Below are 21097 nucleotides of genomic sequence, written 5' to 3' on the forward strand. Positions count from 1 at the left end.
CGAGTGGTGGGGCAAGAGCGTTTTGCTTACTTTTGCGCTTTTCAAAAGTGAGCCGCTGTAAGAGCGGAACCATAAGCGGCCGTTACCTAAATAACGGATATACACACCCACCCGGCTCCGCATCTTTGATAGGTGTATGTCAGGCGTGTACCCGGACCCACACGCTGACCAAAATCGTAGCCGCCATCAACCACGCTACCGCCGCCACCGCCAGCGAAGCCTCCAGACGCATCCGGTCAACCATCACATACAACGTCGCCAGGTACACAAAGTACGGAATGATCGACCACATCCCGAACACGATGGTGGTCTTCAAATCCTCCACCGACCGACCCTTGCCGACAATGTAATGCGCAATCAACGCGAACGTCGGAAACAGCGGCACCAACCCTGCAATGTAGTAGTTCTTGGTCTTGGCCAGCGCCGCCAGAATCAACACCACCCCCGCACCCAATGCCGCCTTCAACAATAAATCCACAATGCGCTCCTAGTGGCTCAGCCCGTACTTCTTGACCTTATCGAACAACGTGGTCTTGGCCATCCCCAGTTCCTGGCTGGCCTGGGTCAGGTTGCCGCCGCTGCGTTGCAAGGCATCGTTGAGCAGGTTGCGCTCGAACGCCTCCACCGCTTCGGTAAAGGCCAGCCCATGGTTGCCGCTGCTGGCGCCGCTCTTCTTGAACGCCGGCAAACCGAGGGCAAACCGCTCGGCCACGTTGCGCAGTTCACGCACGTTGCCCGGCCAGTCATGGCTCATCAGGCTGGACAGGGTCTGGTTGTCGAGGTCCGGCGCGGTGCGGTCGAAACGCAGCGACGACTGCTGCAGGAAGTGTTCGAACAACTGCAGGATGTCTTCGCGGCGTTCACGCAGCGGCGGCAGTTCCAGGGTCACCACGTTGAGGCGGTAGTACAGGTCGCTGCGAAACTGGTTGGCGCGGCTCAGGTCGTCGAGGTCGGACTTGGTCGCGGCGATCACCCGGCAATCCACCGCCACGCTCTGGTTCGAACCCAGGCGTTCCAGGGTGCGTTCCTGCAACACCCGCAGCAGCTTGATCTGCAGGTTCATCGGCATGCTTTCCACTTCGTCGAGGAACAGCGTGCCTTCGTGGGCGTGTTCGATCTTGCCGATGCGGCGCTTGCCGGCACCGGTGAACGCGTTGGCTTCGTGGCCGAAGATTTCGCTTTCGAACAGGTTCTCCGGCAGGCCGCCGCAGTTCAAGGCGACGAACTGGTGGGAGTGGCGCCGGCTGAAATCGTGCAGGCAGCGCGCGACCAATTCCTTGCCGGTGCCGGTCTCGCCCTCGATCAACACGTTGGCCGAGGTGTCGGCGACGTTGGCGATCAATTCCCGCAGGTTCTGCATGGCCGGAGAGCGACCGATGATCCGGCCTTCCAGCGAATCGCGCTCGGCGAGTTGCCGGCGCAGCGACCAGACTTCCCGGGCCAAACCGCGTTGTTCCAGGGCGCGGCGGGCTACGTCCACCAGGCGCTCGGGAGAGAAGGGTTTCTCCATGAAGTCATAGGCGCCGTTGCGCATCGCGCCCACGGCCATGGAGATATCGCCGTGGCCGGTGATCAGCACCACCGGCAGGCTTTTATCCAGGGCCTTGAGCCGGGTCAGCAACTCCAGGCCGTCGATGCCCGGCAGGCGAATATCGCTGATGACGATGCCGGCGAAGTTTTCACCGACGAGGGTCAAGGCTTCTTCGGCACTGCCCACGCCCACGCTGGGAATGTCTTCCAGGGCCAGGGCTTGCTGGCAGCCGAGCAATACATGGGGGTCGTCTTCGACGATCAGGACGGTCAGGTCGGTGGTTTTTTCTGCGTTCATTTCGACTCGACTTGTTGAGGGCTCGCCAGCGGCAAACTCAGGACAAAGGCAGTACCACCGCTGGCCGGATGCTCGACGGCGAGGTTGCCGCCGGTCGCCGCCGCGAGGCTGGCCGACAGCGTCAGGCCGAGGCCCAGGCCTTGTTCGCCGGGTTTGGTGGTAAAGAACGGTTCGAACAAATGCTTGCGGGTCTCGGGATCAATCCCGTGGCCGTTATCGCGCACCCGCAGGCGATATTTGCCGTCGGCGATGTCGCCTTCCAGCCACAGTTCGGGGGCCGGTTGCGCCTGCATCGCGTCCAGGGCGTTGCCCATCAGGTTGACCAGGATCTGCTCCAGGCGTGTCTGGTCGATCTGCAACTGCGCGCTGCTGAAGTGGCGGTGCACCGTCAGCGGCAGGGTCTCCAGGCGACTGCCGAGGATCTGGAACGTAGCGTCCACCGCCTTGCCCAGATTGGCTTCGCCCTGGTCATCGCCACGCCGGGCAAAGGAGCGCAGGCTGGCGGTGATGCGACCCATGCGGTCGATCAGTTCGTTGATGGTCTTGAGGTTGGCACTGGCGGTGTCCAGCGCCCCACGCTCAAGGAAGCGCACGGTGTTGCCCGACAGGGTACGCAGGGCGGCCAGTGGCTGGTTCAATTCATGGGCGATGCTGGTGGACATCTGGCCGATGGCCGCGAGTTTGCCGGCCTGCACCAGTTCGTCCTGGGCCCGGCGCAAGGTTTCCTCGGCCTGGCGCCGCTCGCGAATCTGGCTCTTGAGCCGCTCGTTGCTGGCCCGCAGGTCGGTGGTGCGTTCGGCAATCCGTCGCTCCAGCTGGTTATTGGCTTCCTGCAGGGCTTCCCGGGCGGCGAGGCGGGTGGCAATCACCTTGCGGCGCTCGTTCCAGGCAATCAGCAGGAATGCCACCAGCGCAAAGGCTACGGCCACCAGTATGCCCTGGTTGATGGCGGCCCGGCGCAGGTCGTTCAGCGGGGTGAGCAGGGTGAAATTCCAGGGGGTGTCGTTCAGCGGGCGGGTCTGGGCCAGGTAGCTGACCTCATGCTCGTCGGCCACCACTTCGCTGTTGGCCGGGAAGGTCAACTTCTCGGTGCCTTCGTTGAGGCGCTCGCGGGCCAGTGGTTCCAGCTCGTTGAGCGTCGCCCAGTAGTATTGCAGGCTGTGGGCAAGGCGGTCCTTGGTGTCATCGCTCAATGGCCGCACGGACTTGAGGCGACGGGCCGGGTCGCTGGAGAGAATGATGATGCCATTCTCGTCACTGACGAAGGCCTCCAGGCGCGCCCGCTGCCAGCGCTCTTCCAGCGCTTCCAGGCGTACCTTTACCACGGCGACGCCGATGATCTTGCCGTGCTCTTCCAGACCATGGGCCAGGTAATAGCCGGGTTCGCCGTTGGTGCTGCCGATGCCGTAGAACCGGCCGGGCTGGCCGCGCACGGCATTCTGGAAATAGGCACGGAAGGACAGGTCTTCACCCTGGTAACTGTCGGCATCGCGCCAGTTGCTGGTCGCCAGCACACGGCCGGTGGTGTCCATCACGTAGATCGCCCGGCTGCGACTGCGCCGGTTCAGGCCTTCGAGGTAGTCGTTGACGGTTTTGCGGGTTTCTTGATTCGGGTCGGCCAACAGCCTGGAGACGCTGGATTCCAGCTCCAGGAGACTGGGCAGGTAGGTGTATTTGCTGAGTTCGCTCTCGACGGTGCGGGCGTGCAATTCCAGTTGGCGTTCGCCGGTATCGCTGAGGGTGCGGATCCCATAGAACTCGCTGATCCAGAAGCCGACGTAACCCAGTCCGATCATCAGGGCGATGATCAGCGGCGGCAGGAACAATTGGCGAATCAGACGAGGCTTCACGGCAAGTGATGGCGGCGCGGCGCGAAAGAGGTTGGGGTCGCATTTCATCACAGATGCCTTGGGTCAACCAGTTGTGGTGAGTGGGGTTGCCCGACCCACCACAACAGGGCAGTGCTTAGTGCTGCAGGATTTTCTCGAGGAAGTGCTGCGCACGCTCGGAGCGGGCGCTGATGTCGCCGAAGAATTCCTCTTTCGGGCAGTCTTCGATGATCTTGCCGGCGTCCATGAAGATCACCCGGTCGGCTACCTTGCGGGCGAAACCCATTTCGTGGGTCACGCACATCATGGTCATGCCTTCCTGGGCCAACTGCACCATCACGTCGAGCACCTCGTTGACCATTTCCGGGTCGAGGGCCGAGGTCGGTTCGTCGAACAGCATGACGATCGGGTCCATCGCCAGCGCACGGGCAATCGCCACACGCTGTTGCTGGCCGCCGGAAAGCTGGCCCGGGTGCTTGTGGGCGTGAGCCGACAGGCCGACGCGCTCCAGCAGTTGCAGGCCCTTCTTGGTGGCTTCTTCCTTGCTGCGGCCCAATACCTTGATCTGCGCGATGGTCAGGTTTTCGGTGATGGTCAGGTGCGGAAACAGCTCGAAGTGCTGGAACACCATGCCAACGCGCGAGCGTAGTTTCGGCAGGTTGGTCTTCGGGTCGGCAATGGAGGTGCCATCGACCACCACGTCGCCTTTCTGGAACGGTTCCAGGGCGTTGACGCACTTGATCAGGGTCGATTTGCCCGAGCCGGACGGCCCGCACACCACGATCACTTCGCCTTTTTTAACCTCGGTGCTGCAATCGGTCAGCACCTGGAAGTCGCCATACCACTTGTTGATATTCTTGATAGAGATCATACGGCAAACCTTTTTTGCAGACGCTTGACCAGCAGCGAGGCGGAAAAGCTGATGATGAAGTAGACGACACCGGCGAAGATCAGGAACTCATTGGAGCGGCCGATGATGTCGCCGTTGGAACGGGCGGAGTTGAGGAAGTCCACCAGGCCCACGGTGTAGACCAGCGAGGTGTCCTGGAACAGGATGATCGACTGTTGCAGCAGCAACGGGGTCATCTTGCGGAACGCCTGGGGCAGGATGATCAGGCGCATGGTCTGGCCGTAGGTCATGCCCATCGCTTGCGCCGCGGCCATCTGGCCCTTGGGGATCGACTGCACGCCGGCCCGCACGATTTCGCAGAAGTACGCCGCCTCGAACATCATGAAGGCCACGACGCAGGAGGTGAACGCACCGATCGGGGTGTCTTCGCCGGTGATCCAGCGCAGCACGAACGGCACCGCCAGGTAGAACCAGGTGATCACCAGCAGCAGCGGGATCGAGCGGAAGTAGTTCACGTAGGCGCCGGCCAGGCGCGACAGCAGTTTGCTGGACGACAGGCGCATCAGCGCGAGGATCGTACCCAGGATGATGCCGCCGACCACGCCCATGACCATCAACTGCAAGGTCATGACCATGCCGTTCCACAGGCCCGGGATGGCGGGGATGATGCCGCTGAAATCGAAGTCCATTATTTACCCCCCACGGAGATCAGGCCGGGCACGGCGACTTTCTTCTCGACCACGCGCATCAGCAGCATCAGGCTCATGTTCAGGGTGAAATAGATCAGCGTGGCCAGGGTGAAGGCCTCGAACAGGTTGGCCGAGAACTCGGCGGTCTGTTTGGTTTGCGCCAGCAGTTCCATCAAGCCGATCAGGGACGCCACGGAGGAGTTCTTGAAGACGTTGAGGAATTCCGAGGTAAGCGGCGGAATGATGATCCGGTAGGCCTGGGGCAGCAGCACGTTCCAGTAGATCTGCGGCAGCTTGAAGCCCATGGCGCGCGCGGCGGATTCCTGGCCCCGTGGCAGCGCCTGGATGCCGGTACGGACTTGTTCGCACACACGGGCAGCGGTGAACAGGCCCAGGCACACCACAACGCTCAGGTAGGCCGAGGTGGTCGGGTTGAGGTCTTGTTTGTACCAGTCCTGCAGGTTCTGCGGCAGCAGGTCGGGTATCAGGAAATACCAGATGAACAGCTGAACCAGCAGCGGTACGTTGCGAAACAGTTCCACGTAGCAGGTCGCGATGCCCGATACGATGCGGTTTGGCACGGTGCGCATGACGCCCAGAATAGACCCCAGCAGCAAGGCGATGATCCATGCCACGACGGCGATGGCAATGGTCCAGCCCAAGCCGGCGATGTACCAGTCGAGATAAGTCTCGCTGCCCACGCCGGTGGACTTGAAGAACACGCCCCAGTCCCAGTTGTAATTCATTAGGGTCTCCCCTCGAGATCGATCGATGTACAAGCACCCGCTTGGGGAAGATCCTTTCCCGCCCGACGGTGAACGCCAGGCACACGCGATCGGCTCGAAAACCGCCAGGTCGAGTGTTCCAAAATTAAAGCCAGCAGGTAGCAACAGACGCCTGAGGGAGGGTTGGCTCCCTCAGGACATAAGCTTAGTCAGGTATCAGATTTTTACGTCAGGCGCTGGCTTGTCGCTTGGGTTGGCGATCAGATCCTTGACCTTGTCGCTCATCGGGAAGTTGAGGTTCAGGCCTTTTGGTGGGATCGGGCTCTCGAACCACTTGCTGTAGATCTTGTTGATCTCGCCGGACTTGTACAGGCCGACGATCGCATCATCCACGGCCTTCTTGAAGGCTGGGTCGTCTTTGCGAACCATGCAGGCGTAGGCTTCGAAGGACTGTGGAGTACCGGTGATGACCCAGTCGTCCGGCTTCTTGGCCTTGGCTTCTTCACCGGCCAGCAGGGCGTCGTCCATCATGAAGGCAACGGCGCGGCCGCTTTCCAGCATCTGGAAGGACTCGCCGTGGTCCTTGGCGGAGATGACGTTCATGCCCATCTGCTTGTCGGCGTTCATCGCCTTGATGATGCGCTCGGACGTGGTGCCGGCGGTGGTCACGACGTTCTTGCCTTTCAGGTCGGCGAAATCGCTGTAGGACGGCTTGCCTTCCTTGTCTTTCTTGACCAGCAGGCGGGTGCCGATTTCGAAGATATTGACGGTGAAGTCAACCTGCTGGGCGCGTTCGGCGTTGTTGGTGGTGGAGCCGCACTCGATATCCGCGGTGCCGTTCTGGATCAGCGGGATACGGGTTTGCGAGGTGACCAGGTTGTACTTGGTCTTCAGGTCGGGTTTGTTCAGGTCTTTTTTCAGGGCTTCAACGATAGCCAGCTGAATGTCGTGGGAGTAGCCCACGGGTTTGCCCGAACCATCCGCGATATAGGAAAACGGAATGGAGCTGTCGCGGTGAGCGAGAGTGATCGTGCCGGAGTCGTTGATTTTCTTCAGTGTGCCGGTGAGTTCGGCGGCGAAAACTGGAGTGCTGATCAGAGCAGCAGCGATAGCTGCGCCCAGGATATGGGGAACGATGCGCATCAATACTTCCTCGACATTTGTTTTTTTTATGAGACCGGTTGGGACGGCCACGTTTTTATATAAACAGTACTGCGAAAGCCTATGACGGCTCCTGAGGCGCCTCAGGCAATCGCCTACGAGTGTAGAGCATGAGTCGTGCCAGACCAGAAATAAAAGGTTAACCATATGATTTATATAGAGATTAACTTTGTGTTACGGGTTTTTTCTCCTGTTTTGGTCCGGCAAACCGAATAGGTTGAGCTATGGCGTTCGGAAAACCGAATGGCGGCGTGGGCCCGTATCGCCCATGAAAAAGCCTCGGGAGTGTGGCTCCCGGGGCTTTTGGGTGTGGCTCTGTCAGAACGTGTAGTCGGCCGACACCACTGCCGCGCGGCCATCGCCGGGCACTGCCCAACCGTTGTTGCGGATACGGGTGAGGTACTCCTTGTCGAACAGGTTGTTGATGTTCAGCTGCAGGTTCAACTGTTTGTTGACCTTGTAACCGAGCATCGCACGCTGCACCGCATAGCCGGGCGAAGTCGGCGAGTTGGCGGCGCTGACCAGGTACTGCTTGGTTTGCGCCGTGATGCCGTAGCCCACCTGGAAGTCGTAGGGCAGGTCGTACACCGTCCAGATGCTGGCTGCATGTTTGGGGGTGAAGGTCAGCGGCTCGCCTTTCTGCACGTCGATGCCGGTGGTCGCCAGGGTGTAATCGCTGGCGCTGCGCAGCACACGAGTGTTCAGGTAGGTGTAGTTGGCGAAGACCTTCCAGCGGTCAGTCAGCTGACCGCTCAGGCCCAGCGCCACACCGTCTGCACGTGCCTTGCCGTCGAGGGTCTGGGTGCCGCTCAGGTTGCTCGGGTCGTTGTCGGCGACTTTATAGTTGGTGCGGTCATTGCGGAAGATCGCGCCCGTCAGCGAGAGGGCATTGTCGAGCAGGTCCCATTTGGTGCCGATCTCATAGCTGACGGCGGTTTCCGGGGAAACATCGCAGTTGTTGGTGGCGATGCTTGAGCTTTTGGCCGGGGTGTAGCAACCCCCATTGACGCTGGCCTGGGACGGCGTCTTGCTGTTGCCGTAGGCGATATAGAAGCTGCCGTTTTCCACCGGTTTGTAGACCAGCGCCAGGCGGTAGGAGGTCAGGTCATCCGCCTGGCCGTAGCGAGTGCCGGGCGTTTCCACGCCAGTGCTGGAATAGGCATTGGTCACCGAGCTGCCGGCGTTGTGCTCGTAACGCAGGCCGCCGTTGATTTCCCACTGTGGGTTGAGCTTGAGCGTGTCGAAGGCATAGGCGGCGCGGTTGTTCAGCGCGCCGTCAATGTGGGCGGCCCGGGTGAAGTTGACGGGGCCGGACCATTCGGAGTTCGGGTCGCTGTAGCTGACCGGTGGTGGGACGATGGTGCTGCCGTTGGCGTTGGTCAGCCATTTACCGGTATCCGCCTCGTATTCCTCGCGGCTGATGGCGATGCCGGTCACCAGCGTGTGGTCGATGAACCCGGTGCTGAAGTGGCTGGTGACGTCGGTCTGGTTGGTGAACATCTTGTTCTGGGTGTTGCGCTCGTTACCCAGTGAGCCGCCGCTTGGCTGGAAGTAGCCCGGCTGCAGGCCTGCGGCGCAAGGGGCGCCGGTGATCTGGGTGCCGCTGGCCAGACAGCCGGTCAATGCACCTTCGGGGCCGGAAGCGCGCAGGTCCTGGCGCACCCGCTCGACGCGGGTGAAGTTGCGCACGGACACGGCGTCGTTGAAGTCGTGTTCGAGCTTCAAGCTGAACGAGTCCGAGGTGATTTGCTGGTCATTGATGTTGTGGTAGCCGTAGTAGTCACTCCAACCCACGCCCGGCATGGGCTTGCCGTTGTAGATCGGGATACCGTATTGCGGTGTGTTGTCGTCTTTCTGGTGCTCATAACTGACGGTGACACGTGTCGGCGTGCCCAGGCCAAACGCGATGGAGGGCGCGATGCCCCAGCGTTCGTAATCTTCATAATCGCGGCCAGGCACGTCGTTACCATGGGCCATCAGGTTCAGGCGGAACGCGGTGGTGTCGTTCAGCGTCTGGTTGGTGTCCAGGGTGGTGCGCTTGTAGTTATCGGTGCCGATGCCCGCACTGATGGTGGTTTTGTCGCGTAATTCCGGCTGTTTGCTCACCAGGTTGATGGTGCCACCGACCGCGCCGGAGCCGGAATACACCGAACTTGCGCCGCTGACGACTTCGACCTGCTCCAGGTTGAACGGGTCGGTTCGGCTGTACTGCGCGCTGTCACGCACGCCGTCTACGTAGATGTCGCCGCTGGCGGAGAAGCCGCGCAGGTTGATGCTGTCGCCATACCCGCTGCCGCCTTCGCCGGCCCCGAAGGTGATCCCCGGCACGGTGCTGAGCACGTCGCGCAGGGTCAGCAGGTTCTGGTCATGAATGACTTCCTTGGGCACCACCGTGATGGTCTGCGGCGTGTCGCGCAGGGCCTCGGTGTACTTGGGGGAAGAAGGCGCCACAGGGTTGTAGACGCTCTGGCTCGGGGCCTGGCCTTCGATGCTGGTCGCGCCGAGTTGGATGACCCCTGTGTTGTCTTCTGGTGCGGGCTCCGCCGCGTAACTGAATCCTCCTTGCGCAGCCACTGCCAGGCCCACTGCCGACGCGAGCAAATGCCGCGATGAGAGGGGGGCAGAACTGATGCCGGTAGCCATTGAGTAATCTCTTGTTAGTGTTAGTGAGATGCGATCGTAATTGATAAGCGATCTCAAATGTAATACTTTGTAACCAAATAAATCATGAAACTTTTTGCGGTCCTTGATCGCTACTCGGGGCAGGAATGCAGAGCGCACAGCCAGGCAGCGAGCCCTCGGATATCGGTGATAACCCGCGTGCCTATGTGCGCTGGGTGATGCATGCGGCACAGCTGGGAGATGCCGACGCACAGGCGACCCTGGCCCAGCTGCTGCTCGACGGTCGTGGCGTGCAGAAGGATGAGGCGCTGGGGTTGAGCTGGTTTCGCATCGCTGCGCGGCAGCGTCACCCCATGGCAATCAACATGATCGGGCGCTGCCTGGAGAATGGCTGGGGCTGCGAGGTCGACTTGGAAGACAGTGCGCGGCATTACCGCAAGGCCGCCGATCTGGGGCTGGATTGGGGTTTGTATAACTACGGCCAGTTGCTGACGCGTGGCCGTGGTGTGGAGCGTGACCTTGTCGCGGCATATGAACTGTTCCGCCAGGCTGCGGCCAAGGGGCACGCCAAGTCGATGAACCTGTTGGGTCGGTTCCACCATGAAGGCGTGGTAGTGCCCAAGGATGTTCAACTGGCGCGCCAGTGGTATCAGCGCTCAGCCGAGGCCGGGGATTTTCGCGGGCAATACAACCATGCTGCGGAGCTGGCTCACGACGGCGACGACGTGCAGGCCTGCCTATGGTTGGAGCGGGCTCTCGCGACGGCCACGCCAGGCTTTTTGCAGGCGGCTTATCCCGTGTTGCTGGGCTCTGCCTTCAGCGGGATTCGTGAAATGGGCCTGCGCTATCAGCGTCATCTGCAGGCATGAAAAAGCCCCTGGACCTTTCGGTGCAGGGGCTTTTTTACGTCGGGCTGATCAGGCCGCTTCGATCTTGCCGCGGTTGTGCTCAACCTTGGACAGGTAACGCTGCACGTTCTCCTGCTCCTGCGGCGTGGTGAACAGGCCCAGCTTGCTGCGGCGCCACAGGATGTCCTGGGGCTGAGTGGCCCATTCTTCAGCGCACAGGTAATCGACTTCGCGGGTGTACAGGCCGCCACCGAGGTGGTCGCCCATGTCCGCCAGCGATTGCACGCCTTCCAGCAGGCGCCAGGTGCGGCTGCCGTAAGTGGTGGACCAGCGACGGGCAATCTCGCTCGGCACCCAGTCGTATTTGCTACGGATTGCATCGGCCAGGGCTTCTGGCGTGCTCATGTTTTCGCCGCCGGGCAGGGTGGCTGTAGCCGTCCAGCTTGGGCGCATCTGCGTGAAGTAAGGCGCCAGTTGTGCCATCGCCGATTCGGCCAGCTTGCGGTAGGTGGTCAGCTTGCCGCCGAACACCGACAGCAACGGCGCCTCGCCCGAGGTGCCGGACAGCGCCAGGGTGTAGTCGCGGGTCACCGCCGACGGGTTGTCGGACTCGTCGTTGCACAGCGGGCGCACGCCGGAATAGGTGTGCACGATGTCATCGCGGCTCAGCTGCTTCTTGAAGTGCGCGTTGACCACGTTGAGCATGTAGTCGGTTTCACCTTCGGTAATCGCCACTTTCGCCGGGTCGCCGGTGTATTCGCGGTCGGTGGTGCCGATGATGGTCAGGTGATTCAGGTACGGAATGGTGAAGACGATACGCTGGTCTTCGTTCTGCAGGATGTGCGCGTGGGCGCCTTCATACAGCTTCGGTACGATCAGGTGGCTGCCCTGGATCAGACGGATGCCGTAGGGCGAATCCAGCTTCAAGTCATCCTTGATGAACTTGGCCACCCACGGGCCGGCGGCGTTCACCAGCGCTCGGGCGCGGATCGAGAACAGGCTGCCGTCGGCACGTTCCATGTTCATTTCCCACAGGCCTTTGCTGCGGTGTGCGCTGACGCAACGGGTCTGGGTGTGGATGTGCGCACCCTTTTCCCGCGCAGCCATGGCGTTGAGTACTACAAGGCGGGCGTCGTCGACCCAGCAATCGGAGTATTCGAAGCCTTTGGTGATTTCGCTTTTCAGCGGGCTGTCGGGGCCGAACTTGAGGCTCTTGGAGCCTTCGAGTTTTTCCCGCTTGCCCAGATGGTCATACAGGAACAGGCCGGCGCGAATCATCCATGCCGGACGCAGGTGCGGGCGGTGAGGCAATACAAAGCGCATCTGCTTGACGATGTGCGGGGCCTTGGCCAACAGCACCTCACGTTCAGCCAGGGCCTCGCGCACCAGGCGGAATTCGTAATGCTCCAGGTAACGCAGGCCACCGTGGATCAGCTTGCTGCTCGCGGAGGAAGTGTGGCTGGCCAGGTCGTCCTTTTCGCAAAGGAATACCGACAAACCGCGACCGGCTGCGTCTGCTGCAATCCCGACGCCATTGATCCCGCCACCGATAACGGCAACGTCATAGACTTCGGCAAGCGGTGGGGCAGGCAAGGTAGAAGGGTTCATCGGCTGGCCTCGCAATCTTTTTCGTATTGGAATTCGAACATAAATGTTCATTTGCGAAAATGGTAGCTTATAAACGCAGGTACAGCCAGCCCGCTTCGATTGAAAATACTGATCGAAGGGCGAACAAAGGAAAATTTGTGAACATCAGGGGGCAGGACACCCCCTGTATAGGCTTACACCACTTCCAGTCGAATCTTGTGCTGATTCAACAGTTGCACCAGTGCCGGGACCGGCTGCTGATCGGTGACTAAACAATCAATCAAACTGATGGGTCCCAGGCGAATCATGGCGTTGCGCCCGAATTTGCTGGAGTCCGCCGCCAGGATCACCTTGCGCGCATTGGCAATGATCGCCTGGGAAACCCGTACTTCCTGATAATCGAAGTCCAGAAGGCTGCCGTCTTCATCGATACCGCTGATGCCCACCAAGGCGAAATCGACCTTGAACTGGTTGATGAAATCAACGCTGGCCTGGCCTACCACACCGCCATCCCGGCGCACGTTGCCGCCGGTCAGGAGTACGTCGAAGTCGTCTTTGGCACTCAGCATCATGGCGACGTTGAGGTTATTGGTGATGATTTTCAGGTGGCTGTGGTTAAGCAGCGCACGCGCGATCGATTCGGTGGTGGTACCGATGTTGATAAACAGCGAGGCGTGATCGGGGATTTGCGCGGCGATGGCTTCGCCGATGCGCTGTTTTTCGTCGCGCATCTGGTCGGCACGCATGGCGTACGCGGTGTTTTCAACGCTGGAGTCATAGGCTGCGCCGCCATGGTAGCGGCGCAACAGATTGGCTTCCGCCAGTTGATTGATATCGCGGCGGATGGTTTGCGGGGTGACAACGAAGAGCTGCGCCATTTCCTCGATACTCACATAGCCGCGTTCGCGAACCAGTTCGAGGATTTGTTGCTGGCGGGGAGGCAGATTCATGGTGCGTCCTTGGGGCTGCCGTAAAAAGTGGCCCATGATGACGCAGGAATCTGCTCCCTGCCAGTTACAACCCTATGCGCGTCCGGCGCTTGGCTTATTCAGCGCCTTCGTGGGGTTCCCAGTCGCGGGTGCGGCTGACTGCTTTCTGCCAGCCGGCGTAGAGTTTTTCCTTCGCCGCTTCTTCCAGCTGCGGTTCGAATTGACGCTCGATTACCGCCTTGCCACGCAGTTCGTCCAGGCTGCCCCAGAAACCGCACGCCAGGCCGGCCAGGTAGGCGGCGCCCAACGCGGTGGTTTCGCGCATTTGTGGGCGTTCAACCTGGGTACCGAGGATGTCGGCCTGGAACTGCATCAGGAAGTTGTTGGCGACCGCGCCACCGTCTACCCGCAGGGATTTGAGGCGTTCGCCGGAATCCTGCTGCATGGCATCGAGTACGTCGCGGGTCTGGTAGGCAATCGACTCCAGGGCTGCACGAATGATGTGATCCACGCGTACGCCACGGGTCAGTCCGAACAGCGCACCACGGGCATACGGGTCCCAGTACGGAGCGCCCAGGCCGGTGAAGGCTGGCACCAGGTACACGCCGTTGCTGTCCTTGACCTTGCCGGCGAAGTATTCGGTGTCGGTGGCATCGGCGATGATCTTCAACTCATCACGCAGCCATTGCACGGTGGAACCGCCGTTGAACACGGCGCCTTCCAGGGCGTAGGCCACTTCGCCACGCGGGCCGCAGGCGATGGTGGTGAGCATGCCGTGCTTGGATTTCACCGCCTTGTCGCCGGTGTTCATCAGCAGGAAGCAGCCGGTGCCGTAGGTGTTTTTCGCCTGGCCCGGTTCTACGCACATTTGGCCAAACAGCGCCGCCTGCTGGTCACCGGCGATACCGCCGATGGCGATACCGCTTTTGGTGCGACCGTAGATTTCCGAAGATGACTTCACTTCCGGCAGCATTTCGCGCGGCACGTCGAGAATCTCCAGCATCTTCGCATCCCACTCCAGGGTGTGGATGTTGAAGAGCATGGTGCGCGAGGCGTTGGTGTAGTCGGTGACGTGGGTCTTGCCGCCGGTAAATTTCCAGATCAGCCAGCTGTCGATGGTGCCGAACAGCAGCTCGCCGTTACGCGCACGTTCGCGGCTGCCTTCGACGTTGTCGAGGATCCACTTGAGCTTGGTGCCGGAGAAGTACGGGTCGGTGACCAGGCCGGTGGTGTCGTTGATGTATTGTTCGTGGCCGTCGCGCTTGAGCTGCTGGCAGATCTCGGTGCTGCGGCGGCATTGCCAGACGATCGCGTTGTAGATCGGGCGGCCGGTGATTTTGTCCCAGACCACGGTGGTTTCACGCTGGTTGGTGATACCGATTGCCGCGACCTGGTCATGGTGCAGGCCGGCTTGTGCCAGGGCCTCGACCATCACCGCGCTCTGAGTGGCGAAAATCTCCATCGGGTCATGTTCGACCCAGCCGGCTTGCGGGTAATGCTGGGTGAATTCACGCTGGGCGGTGCAGACCACGTTGGCGTCACGATCGAAGATGATCGCCCGGGAACTGGTGGTGCCCTGATCGAGGGCAATGATGTAGTTCTTATTCTGAATGTCGGTCATGTCGATTGCCTTGGACGGAGAATAGGGAAGTCAGTAAACAGCCTGGGCCGCAAAAGGGCAGTACGGCCCAGGCTATCGCATCAGGAAGTACGGGTTTTGGCGGTGGCAGCCGCTTCGGTTGCATCAGTTGTAGCAGGTGCGGCGCTGGGCAGGTGACGGGCAATCAGCCCGCGATAGGCGGCAGCACCGAGGCAGGCGCCGACAATCGGCGCAAAGATCGGAATCAGGAAGTAAGGAATGTCGCGCCCGCCAGTGAAAGCCATTTCACCCCAACCGGCGAAAAAGGTCATCAGCTTGGGGCCGAAGTCACGGGCCGGGTTCATCGCAAAGCCGGTCAGCGGGCCCATGGCACTGCCGATCACGGCAATCAGCAAACCAATCAGCAGCGGCGCCAACGGGCCGCGGGGCAGGCCGTTGTTGTCATCGGTCAGGGCCATGATCACGCCCATCAGGATCGCGGTGATGACCATTTCCACCAGGAACGCCTGGGCCGTGCCCAGCAGCGGATGCGGGTAGGTGGAGAACACCGACGCCAGTTCCAGGCTGGCCTGGGTGCCGCGAATCATGTGGTGGGTTTGTTCGTAATCGAAAAACAGGTTGCTGTAGAGCGTGTAAACCAACGCGGCCGAACAGAAGGCCCCGGCGACCTGGGCGATGATGTAGAACGGCAGTTTGCGCTTGTCGAAATCGGCAAAGATGCACAGCGCGATACTGACCGCCGGATTCAGGTGAGCCCCGGAAATACCGGCGCTCAGGTAGATCGCCATGCTGACGCCGATCCCCCAGATGATACTGATTTCCCACAACCCAAAGCTGGCACCCGCGACCTTGAGCGCAGCAACACATCCGGTACCGAAGAAGATCAGCAACGCAGTGCCCAGGAATTCGGCCATGCATTGACTTGAAAGTGAAGGCTGTTGAAGAGCAGTTGTCATGGAAAACCTCTGTTTTTGTTGTTGTCTGGCGTTTTGCCGCAACGGGCAATCGGCGATTTTCACCGTGGCGAGGATCCCCATCCTGTTCGCGGCTTACTGCTGTGAATCCGTAGGTGCATTCCTACAGTATTCGTAAACGAAAAAATATAGACAAGAATGACGGCTGTCAAAGGTCGAAAGTGAACGATCGGTCATTTTGTAATTATTGGTGTGATGAATGATCGTGCCGTGGGCGCGGGAAGCGGCAGGGAAGGTGCGCGTGAGCGCGTGGCAGAGGGCTTCGGACTAGAGCCTTTTGCTTGTTGTTGGCCTAGAATTGGCTGTCTGTTTTTTCACCTTTTTGCCAAGCCTGGAGCCCACATGACGCCCGCATTGGACCTGTTGAAAAAAGTTCGCGCCGAACATCGAATTCACAGTTACGAACATGACCCCAAGGCAGCGTCCTATGGTCTGGAGGCCGCGGAAAAATTGGGCCTGGACCCGGCGCAGGTGTTTAAGACCCTGCTGGCCAGCAGTGAAAAAGCCGAGCTGCTGGTGGCGGTTGTGCCGGTCGTCGGAAGTTTGGATTTAAAGGCGTTGGCGCAGGCGGCGGGGGTAAAAAAGGTCGAGATGGCAGACCCGGCAGCGGCGCAACGGGCCACCGGTTACTTGTTGGGCGGCATCAGCCCGCTGGGGCAGAAGAAACGCCTGCGCACCTTCATCGATGTGACGGCGCAGTCGTTTCCGACAATTTTTATCAGTGCGGGGAGAAGGGGGCTTGAGGTGGAGTTGGCAGCGACAGTGCTGGCCGAACACACCCAGGCCAAGTTCGCGGAAATTGGCCGGGCGTGATGCGTTGACGTCAGGAGGCGGTGCTGTAGCGGCGAACGCCTGACTCAACCTGAGGGATTTGTGCTGCGGTACTGCCTGAGGCCTGGAACAACACCAGGTGCTCGGCTGCCACGCGAATGCCCACGTCGGCACCGACCAAGTGATCGGCGTGGCTGGGGAAGATCGACTCCAGCTGAGCGCCTGTCGGCAGCTGCAAGCGATACAGGGTCGACGCGCCGAGGAACGTCTTGCCGACAATCCGCGCCTTCAAGGCGCTGTCCGGTGCATAAACGATGTCGTCCGGGCGCAGCAACACATCCACCGCGCCGCCGGTTGGCCAGGTGTAGGCACGATTGCCGCGCAACTCCCCCAGTTCGGTGGTAACCGATTCCGGCGTGTTCAACTGCCCGCGAATGAAGTAACCCTGGCCAATGAAGCTGGCGACAAAGGGTGTCAGCGGTTCGTGATAGAGGTTGTAGGGCGTATCCCACTGCTCCAGGCGACCCTCCTTGAACACACCGACATGGTCACTCACTGCGAAGGCTTCTTCCTGGTCGTGGGTCACCAGAATCGCACTGGTGCCCCGCGCCTTGAGGATATCGCGTACTTCGTGGCTGAGTTTGCGCCGCAGTTCGCCGTCGAGGTTGGAGAAGGGTTCGTCCAGCAGCAACAATTGCGGTTCCGGCGCCAGGGCGCGAGCCAGGGCGACGCGTTGCTGCTGGCCGCCCGAGAGTTCGTGGGGGAAGCGCTTGCCGAGGTTCTTCAGGTTCACCAGTTCCAGCAATTCAGCGACCACACGCTCTTTTTGCGGGTGCTTGCGAATGCCGAAGGCGATGTTGTCGGCCACGCTGAGGTGTGGAAACAGCGCGTAGTCCTGGAACACCATGCCGATCCGACGTTTCTCCGGAGCCAGTGTGAAACCGGCGCTGGAAATGACTTCGCCTGCCAGGCTGATCTCGCCTTCATGCACCGGCTCAAACCCGGCAATCGCTCGCAGCGTGGTGGTCTTGCCGCAGCCCGAGGAGCCCAGCAGGCAACCGATGTCGCCGGCGTTGAGGTGCAGATTGAGGTTCTGCACCACCCGTTGGTCTTGATAGCCGCATGCCAGATTGCGCAGGTTCAGCAGTAGTGGCTGGCTCATGCAGGACGGTACGCCGGCGCAACCAGAAACTCGAGCAGGGCTTTTTGTGCGTGCAGGCGGTTTTCCGCCTGGGCCCAGGCTACTGAACGTTGATCGTCCAGCAGGTCGAGACTGATTTCTTCGCCACGGTGGGCGGGCAGGCAGTGCATGAACAGCACGTCCGGCGCGGCCAGGTCGAGCAGGGCGCGGGTGACCTGGAACGGGGCGAAGAGCTTGAGGCGCTTGGCGGTTTCCTCTTCCTGGCCCATGGAGGTCCACACGTCGGTGCTCACCAGGTGTGCGCCGATGACCGCCTCACGCGGGTCGCGGACGATGGTCACGCGGTCGCCGGCCTGGGCCAGGAAACGTGCATCCGGCTCGTAGCCTTCAGGGCAGGCAACGCGCAATTTGAAGTCGAACTGGATCGCCGCTTCTATATAGCTGTTGCACATGTTGTTGCCGTCGCCGATCCAGGCCACGTTCTTGCCCTGGATCGAGCCGCGCTGTTCGAGGAAGGTTTGCATGTCGGCCAGCAACTGGCAGGGGTGCAGGTCATCGGACAGGCCGTTGATCACGGGCACTCGGGAGTTGGCGGCAAATTCGGTCAGGGTGCTGTGGGCGAAGGTACGGATCATCACCGCATCCAGCATGCTCGACATCACGATCGCGCAATCGCTGATCGGCTCGCCACGGCCCAGTTGGGTATCGCGAGGTGACAGGAAGATAGCCTGGCCGCCGAGCTGAATCATGCCGGCTTCGAAAGACACGCGGGTGCGGGTCGACGACTTCTCGAAAATCATCCCGAGCACGCGGTTTTTCAAAGGCTCGAACAGTACGCCGCGGTTACGCAGGTCTTTAAGCTCAATGCCTCGACGGAGCACGCTGACCAGCTCTTCGGGCGTGCAATCCATCAGGGAGAGAAAGTGCCTTGCGCTCATCATTAACTACCTTTTTGCAACAGACCGCAGATACTCAAAGCCTGGTTTATTTTGAAAACGGGCGAGACCTGCGGCGAAAGCCGCACGGGGCGACGAAATAGGGGAAGGCGCGATCTTATAATTAAATGTCGCGTCTTACCAATAGGGCTACAGTTTTTAGGGGAGTTCAAGGACGCGGGGAGGGCGCTTTTGAAGCCTGTTTCCTGACAGCAGCGGGTCATTTGTACACTGGCGCTGCGCCACATTGCAATGCGTGAGGGCGGGCTGAGGCCGGGCTGCGTCGGTTTCAGCGGGCTGCCGGAGGCTTCTGAAACATTTCCTGATGTTTCCTCATGGCCTGGCCTGATGCCCCTGGATTCACACGACGAACGTTGCTGGCGCTGCTGGCCCCGGCGGGCCATAGTTTTCGTCCGAAGTGCCTAGCCCACAATAAAAGAGACTGGCCATGACCAAGACTCTCCACCACCGTGCCTGCCATCTGTGCGAAGCCATCTGCGGCCTCACACTGGAAACTACCCAGGGCGAAGACGCAAGCCTGGCGATCACCTCGATCAAGGGCGACCCCCTGGATACGTTCAGCCGTGGCCATATCTGCCCCAAGGCCGTGGCCCTGCAAGACATCCAGAATGACCCGGACCGCCTGCACCAGCCCATGTTGCGGGTGGGCAGCGAATGGCAGCCGATCCCGTGGGAAGACGCCTTTGTACTTGTAGCCGAGCGCCTGGCCGCGATTCAGGCGCGTCACGGGCAGAACGCGGTGGCGGTGTACCAGGGCAATCCGAGCGTGCATAACTATGGGCTGATGACCCACAGCAACTACTTCCTTGGCCAGCTGAAGACCCGCAATCGTTTTTCCGCCACCTCGGTGGACCAGTTACCCCACCACCTCACCAGCCACCTGATGTACGGCCACGGCCTGTTGCTGCCGATCCCGGACATCGACCATACCGATTTCATGCTGATCCTCGGCGGCAACCCGTTGGCGTCCAACGGCAGCATCATGACCGTGCCGGATGTGGAGAAACGCCTGAAGGCCATCCAGGCTCGCGGCGGCAAAGTCGTGGTGGTTGATCCGCGCCGCAGCGAGACGGCGGCGATGGCCGACCAGCATCTGTTCGTGCGCCCGGGCGGTGATGCGGCGTTGTTGTTCGGATTGCTCAATACACTGTTTGCCGAGAACCTGACCCGTGACAGTCACCTGCCGGTGGACGGCCTGGATGACGTGCGCCACGCCGTGGCCGGATTCACCGCCGAGGCCATGAGCCGTCAATGTGCGGTGCCCGCCGAGCAGATCCGCCAGTTGGCCCGGGACTTCGCTGCGGCCGACACAGCGGTGTGTTATGGCCGCATGGGCGTTTCGACCCAGGCGTTCGGCACGCTGTGCCATTGGCTGGTGCAGTTGATCAACCTGGTGACCGGTAATCTGGATCGAGTCGGCGGGGCCTTGTGCACTACGCCGGCCGTCGACCTGGTGGCCTCGACTTCCGGCGGGCATTTCAATCGCTGGCAAAGCCGGGTTTCCGGGCGACCCGAGTACGGGGGCGAGCTGCCGGTATCGGCACTGGCTGAAGAAATGCTCACTGAGGGTGAAGGGCAAATCCGCGCCCTGGTGACGGTGGCGGGCAATCCGGTGTTGTCCACGCCCAACGGCCGGCAGTTGGAACAGGCGCTTGATGGCCTGGAGTTCATGGTCAGCATCGACCTGTATATCAACGAGACCACGCGTTATGCCGACCTGATCCTGCCGTCCACCTCGGCCCTGGAAAACGATCACTACGACACCACCTTCAATATGTTCGCGGTGCGTAACGTCACCCGTTTCAATCGCGCCATCCTGCCGAAACCCGAGGGTGCGTTGCATGACTGGGAAATCTTCGTCGGCCTGGCCCGGGCGTTTGCCGAGAAGACGGGTAATACACTCAAACCGACGATGCCGCCTGCGCAGATGATCGACTTCGGGCTGCGGGCCGGGCCTTATGGCGACAGGTTGTCCATTGCCGCGCTGGCCGATCACCCTCATGGCCTGGACCTCGGGCCGCTGAAACCCAACCTCGCAGGCCGCCTGAAAACCGCCAATGGCCATCTGCAGGCTGCACCGTCGGTTATCCTTGCCGACCTGGCGCGCTTTGCCGCGCAGCCGGTGCCCGAGGTGAATGAGTTGCTGCTGATCGGGCGCCGGCATGTGCGCAGCAACAACTCCTGGATGCATAACTACCACCGGCTGGTGAAGGGCAAGCCTCGCCATCAACTGCTGATGCATCCGGATGACCTTGCCCATCGCCAGTTGACTGACGGGCAGCGGGTACGGGTCAGCTCGCGGATCGGCATGATCGAGGTGGAAGTGTTGGCCAGTCTCGACATGATGCCCGGCGTGGTCAGCCTGCCTCACGGTTGGGGCCACGGCCGCCCTGGCGTGCAGATGACCATCGCCAGCGGGCAGCCGGGGGCGAGCGCGAATGACCTGACGGATGAGCGGCAACTGGATGAGCTGTCGGGCAACGCAGCGTTGAACGGCGTGCCGGTGCAGGTGGCGGCGGCGTAAGGATTGTCTGTCGGGGAGTCCGAGCGTCACGCTGGGGTTTGCGTTACAATGCGCCACCGTGCC

At 60.9% G+C, this 21097-nt stretch carries 17 protein-coding genes; 3 read left to right on the forward strand and 14 right to left on the reverse strand.

Annotated features, from left to right (window positions below; genetic code table 11):
- Nucleotides 1-139: 139 nt before the first annotated feature.
- From A462_RS22125 to A462_RS22090, 8 genes are all read right to left on the reverse strand, one after another.
- Nucleotides 140-469: a GlpM family protein gene (locus A462_RS22125; protein ID WP_172834602.1), complete on the reverse strand. Its 330-nt coding sequence runs from the start codon at nt 467-469 to the stop codon at nt 140-142.
- 18 nt (nt 470-487) lie between these two features.
- Nucleotides 488-1828 (reverse strand): sigma-54-dependent transcriptional regulator, encoded by a 1341-nt coding sequence (locus A462_RS22120; RefSeq protein ID WP_003208736.1) that lies wholly within the window; start codon nt 1826-1828, stop codon nt 488-490.
- A complete protein-coding gene (locus A462_RS22115) occupies nt 1825-3726 on the reverse strand; it encodes a sensor histidine kinase (protein WP_003208735.1) in 1902 nt (633 codons plus the stop codon). The genes A462_RS22120 and A462_RS22115 overlap by 4 nt, the downstream gene beginning before the upstream one ends.
- A gap of 67 nt (nt 3727-3793) precedes the next feature.
- A complete protein-coding gene (locus A462_RS22110; RefSeq protein ID WP_003208734.1) occupies nt 3794-4528 on the reverse strand; it encodes an amino acid ABC transporter ATP-binding protein in 735 nt (244 codons plus the stop codon).
- Nucleotides 4525-5196, reverse strand: coding sequence for an amino acid ABC transporter permease (locus A462_RS22105; RefSeq protein WP_003208733.1), 672 nt, complete (start codon nt 5194-5196; stop codon nt 4525-4527). Before A462_RS22105 ends, A462_RS22110 begins: the two co-directional genes overlap by 4 nt.
- Nucleotides 5196-5942, reverse strand: a complete 747-nt coding sequence (locus A462_RS22100; RefSeq protein WP_003208731.1) for an amino acid ABC transporter permease — start codon at nt 5940-5942, stop codon at nt 5196-5198. The genes A462_RS22105 and A462_RS22100 overlap by 1 nt, the downstream gene beginning before the upstream one ends.
- A 195-nt stretch (nt 5943-6137) precedes the next feature.
- Nucleotides 6138-7064, reverse strand: coding sequence for a glutamate/aspartate ABC transporter substrate-binding protein (locus A462_RS22095; RefSeq protein WP_008433481.1), 927 nt, complete (start codon nt 7062-7064; stop codon nt 6138-6140).
- A gap of 336 nt (nt 7065-7400) precedes the next feature.
- Complete coding sequence (locus A462_RS22090; RefSeq protein WP_008433483.1) at nt 7401-9725, reverse strand: TonB-dependent receptor; 2325 nt, start codon at nt 9723-9725, stop codon at nt 7401-7403.
- A gap of 125 nt (nt 9726-9850) precedes the next feature.
- On the opposite strand from A462_RS22090, the gene A462_RS22085 reads away from it, so the two are divergent.
- Nucleotides 9851-10573: a tetratricopeptide repeat protein gene (locus A462_RS22085; protein ID WP_008433485.1), complete on the forward strand. Its 723-nt coding sequence runs from the start codon at nt 9851-9853 to the stop codon at nt 10571-10573.
- 48 nt (nt 10574-10621) lie between these two features.
- Here the strand turns inward: A462_RS22085 and glpD are convergent, their stop codons facing one another.
- The 4 genes from glpD to A462_RS22065 all read right to left on the reverse strand — a co-directional run bounded on the left by glpD (nt 10622) and on the right by A462_RS22065 (nt 15624).
- Nucleotides 10622-12160 (reverse strand): glycerol-3-phosphate dehydrogenase, encoded by a 1539-nt coding sequence (gene glpD / locus A462_RS22080; RefSeq protein WP_008433488.1) that lies wholly within the window; start codon nt 12158-12160, stop codon nt 10622-10624.
- A 173-nt stretch (nt 12161-12333) separates the two neighbouring features.
- Nucleotides 12334-13089 carry a DeoR/GlpR family transcriptional regulator gene (locus A462_RS22075; RefSeq protein WP_003208723.1) on the reverse strand — a complete coding sequence of 252 codons (756 nt, stop codon included), beginning with the start codon at nt 13087-13089 and terminating at the stop codon, nt 12334-12336.
- Nucleotides 13090-13183: 94 nt separating this feature from the next.
- On the reverse strand, nt 13184-14689 hold the full coding sequence (gene glpK / locus A462_RS22070; protein WP_003208721.1) for a glycerol kinase GlpK: 1506 nt from the start codon (nt 14687-14689) through the stop codon (nt 13184-13186).
- Nucleotides 14690-14769: 80 nt separating this feature from the next.
- A complete protein-coding gene (locus tag A462_RS22065; RefSeq protein ID WP_008433490.1) occupies nt 14770-15624 on the reverse strand; it encodes an MIP/aquaporin family protein in 855 nt (284 codons plus the stop codon).
- 360 nt (nt 15625-15984) lie between these two features.
- On the opposite strand from A462_RS22065, the gene ybaK reads away from it, so the two are divergent.
- On the forward strand, nt 15985-16455 hold the full coding sequence (gene ybaK / locus A462_RS22060; protein ID WP_003208718.1) for a Cys-tRNA(Pro) deacylase: 471 nt from the start codon (nt 15985-15987) through the stop codon (nt 16453-16455).
- A gap of 10 nt (nt 16456-16465) precedes the next feature.
- On the opposite strand, the gene A462_RS22055 is transcribed toward ybaK, so the two are convergent.
- A complete protein-coding gene (locus A462_RS22055) occupies nt 16466-17575 on the reverse strand; it encodes an ABC transporter ATP-binding protein (protein WP_008433494.1) in 1110 nt (369 codons plus the stop codon).
- Entirely contained in the window at nt 17572-18492 is a 921-nt protein-coding gene (gene argF / locus A462_RS22050) for an ornithine carbamoyltransferase (RefSeq protein WP_008433496.1), read from the reverse strand. Before argF ends, A462_RS22055 begins: the two co-directional genes overlap by 4 nt.
- 445 nt (nt 18493-18937) lie before the next feature.
- On the opposite strand from argF, the gene A462_RS22045 reads away from it, so the two are divergent.
- The gene (locus A462_RS22045) at nt 18938-21034 is read left to right on the forward strand and encodes a molybdopterin oxidoreductase family protein (RefSeq protein WP_008433498.1); all 2097 of its coding nucleotides are present in this window, start codon (nt 18938-18940) and stop codon (nt 21032-21034) included.
- The last annotated feature ends 63 nt before the right edge of the window (nt 21035-21097 follow it).

Source organism: Pseudomonas sp. Ag1 (assembly GCF_000278565.1).
GTDB lineage: Bacteria > Pseudomonadota > Gammaproteobacteria > Pseudomonadales > Pseudomonadaceae > Aquipseudomonas.

Coding starts and splice junctions, on each gene's coding strand:
- A462_RS22120 (WP_003208736.1), bottom strand. CDS start 1,828: ATGAACGCAGAAAAAACCACCGACCTGACCGTCCTGATCGTCGAAGAC.
- A462_RS22115 (WP_003208735.1), bottom strand. CDS start 3,726: ATGAAATGCGACCCCAACCTCTTTCGCGCCGCGCCGCCATCACTTGCC.
- A462_RS22110 (WP_003208734.1), bottom strand. CDS start 4,528: ATGATCTCTATCAAGAATATCAACAAGTGGTATGGCGACTTCCAGGTG.
- A462_RS22105 (WP_003208733.1), bottom strand. CDS start 5,196: ATGGACTTCGATTTCAGCGGCATCATCCCCGCCATCCCGGGCCTGTGG.
- A462_RS22100 (WP_003208731.1), bottom strand. CDS start 5,942: ATGAATTACAACTGGGACTGGGGCGTGTTCTTCAAGTCCACCGGCGTG.
- A462_RS22095 (WP_008433481.1), bottom strand. CDS start 7,064: ATGCGCATCGTTCCCCATATCCTGGGCGCAGCTATCGCTGCTGCTCTG.
- A462_RS22090 (WP_008433483.1), bottom strand. CDS start 9,725: ATGGCTACCGGCATCAGTTCTGCCCCCCTCTCATCGCGGCATTTGCTC.
- A462_RS22085 (WP_008433485.1), top strand. CDS start 9,851: ATGCAGAGCGCACAGCCAGGCAGCGAGCCCTCGGATATCGGTGATAAC.
- glpD (WP_008433488.1), bottom strand. CDS start 12,160: ATGAACCCTTCTACCTTGCCTGCCCCACCGCTTGCCGAAGTCTATGAC.
- A462_RS22075 (WP_003208723.1), bottom strand. CDS start 13,089: ATGAATCTGCCTCCCCGCCAGCAACAAATCCTCGAACTGGTTCGCGAA.
- glpK (WP_003208721.1), bottom strand. CDS start 14,689: ATGACCGACATTCAGAATAAGAACTACATCATTGCCCTCGATCAGGGC.
- A462_RS22065 (WP_008433490.1), bottom strand. CDS start 15,624: ATGACAACTGCTCTTCAACAGCCTTCACTTTCAAGTCAATGCATGGCC.
- ybaK (WP_003208718.1), top strand. CDS start 15,985: ATGACGCCCGCATTGGACCTGTTGAAAAAAGTTCGCGCCGAACATCGA.
- A462_RS22055 (WP_008433494.1), bottom strand. CDS start 17,575: ATGAGCCAGCCACTACTGCTGAACCTGCGCAATCTGGCATGCGGCTAT.
- argF (WP_008433496.1), bottom strand. CDS start 18,492: ATGAGCGCAAGGCACTTTCTCTCCCTGATGGATTGCACGCCCGAAGAG.
- A462_RS22045 (WP_008433498.1), top strand. CDS start 18,938: ATGACCAAGACTCTCCACCACCGTGCCTGCCATCTGTGCGAAGCCATC.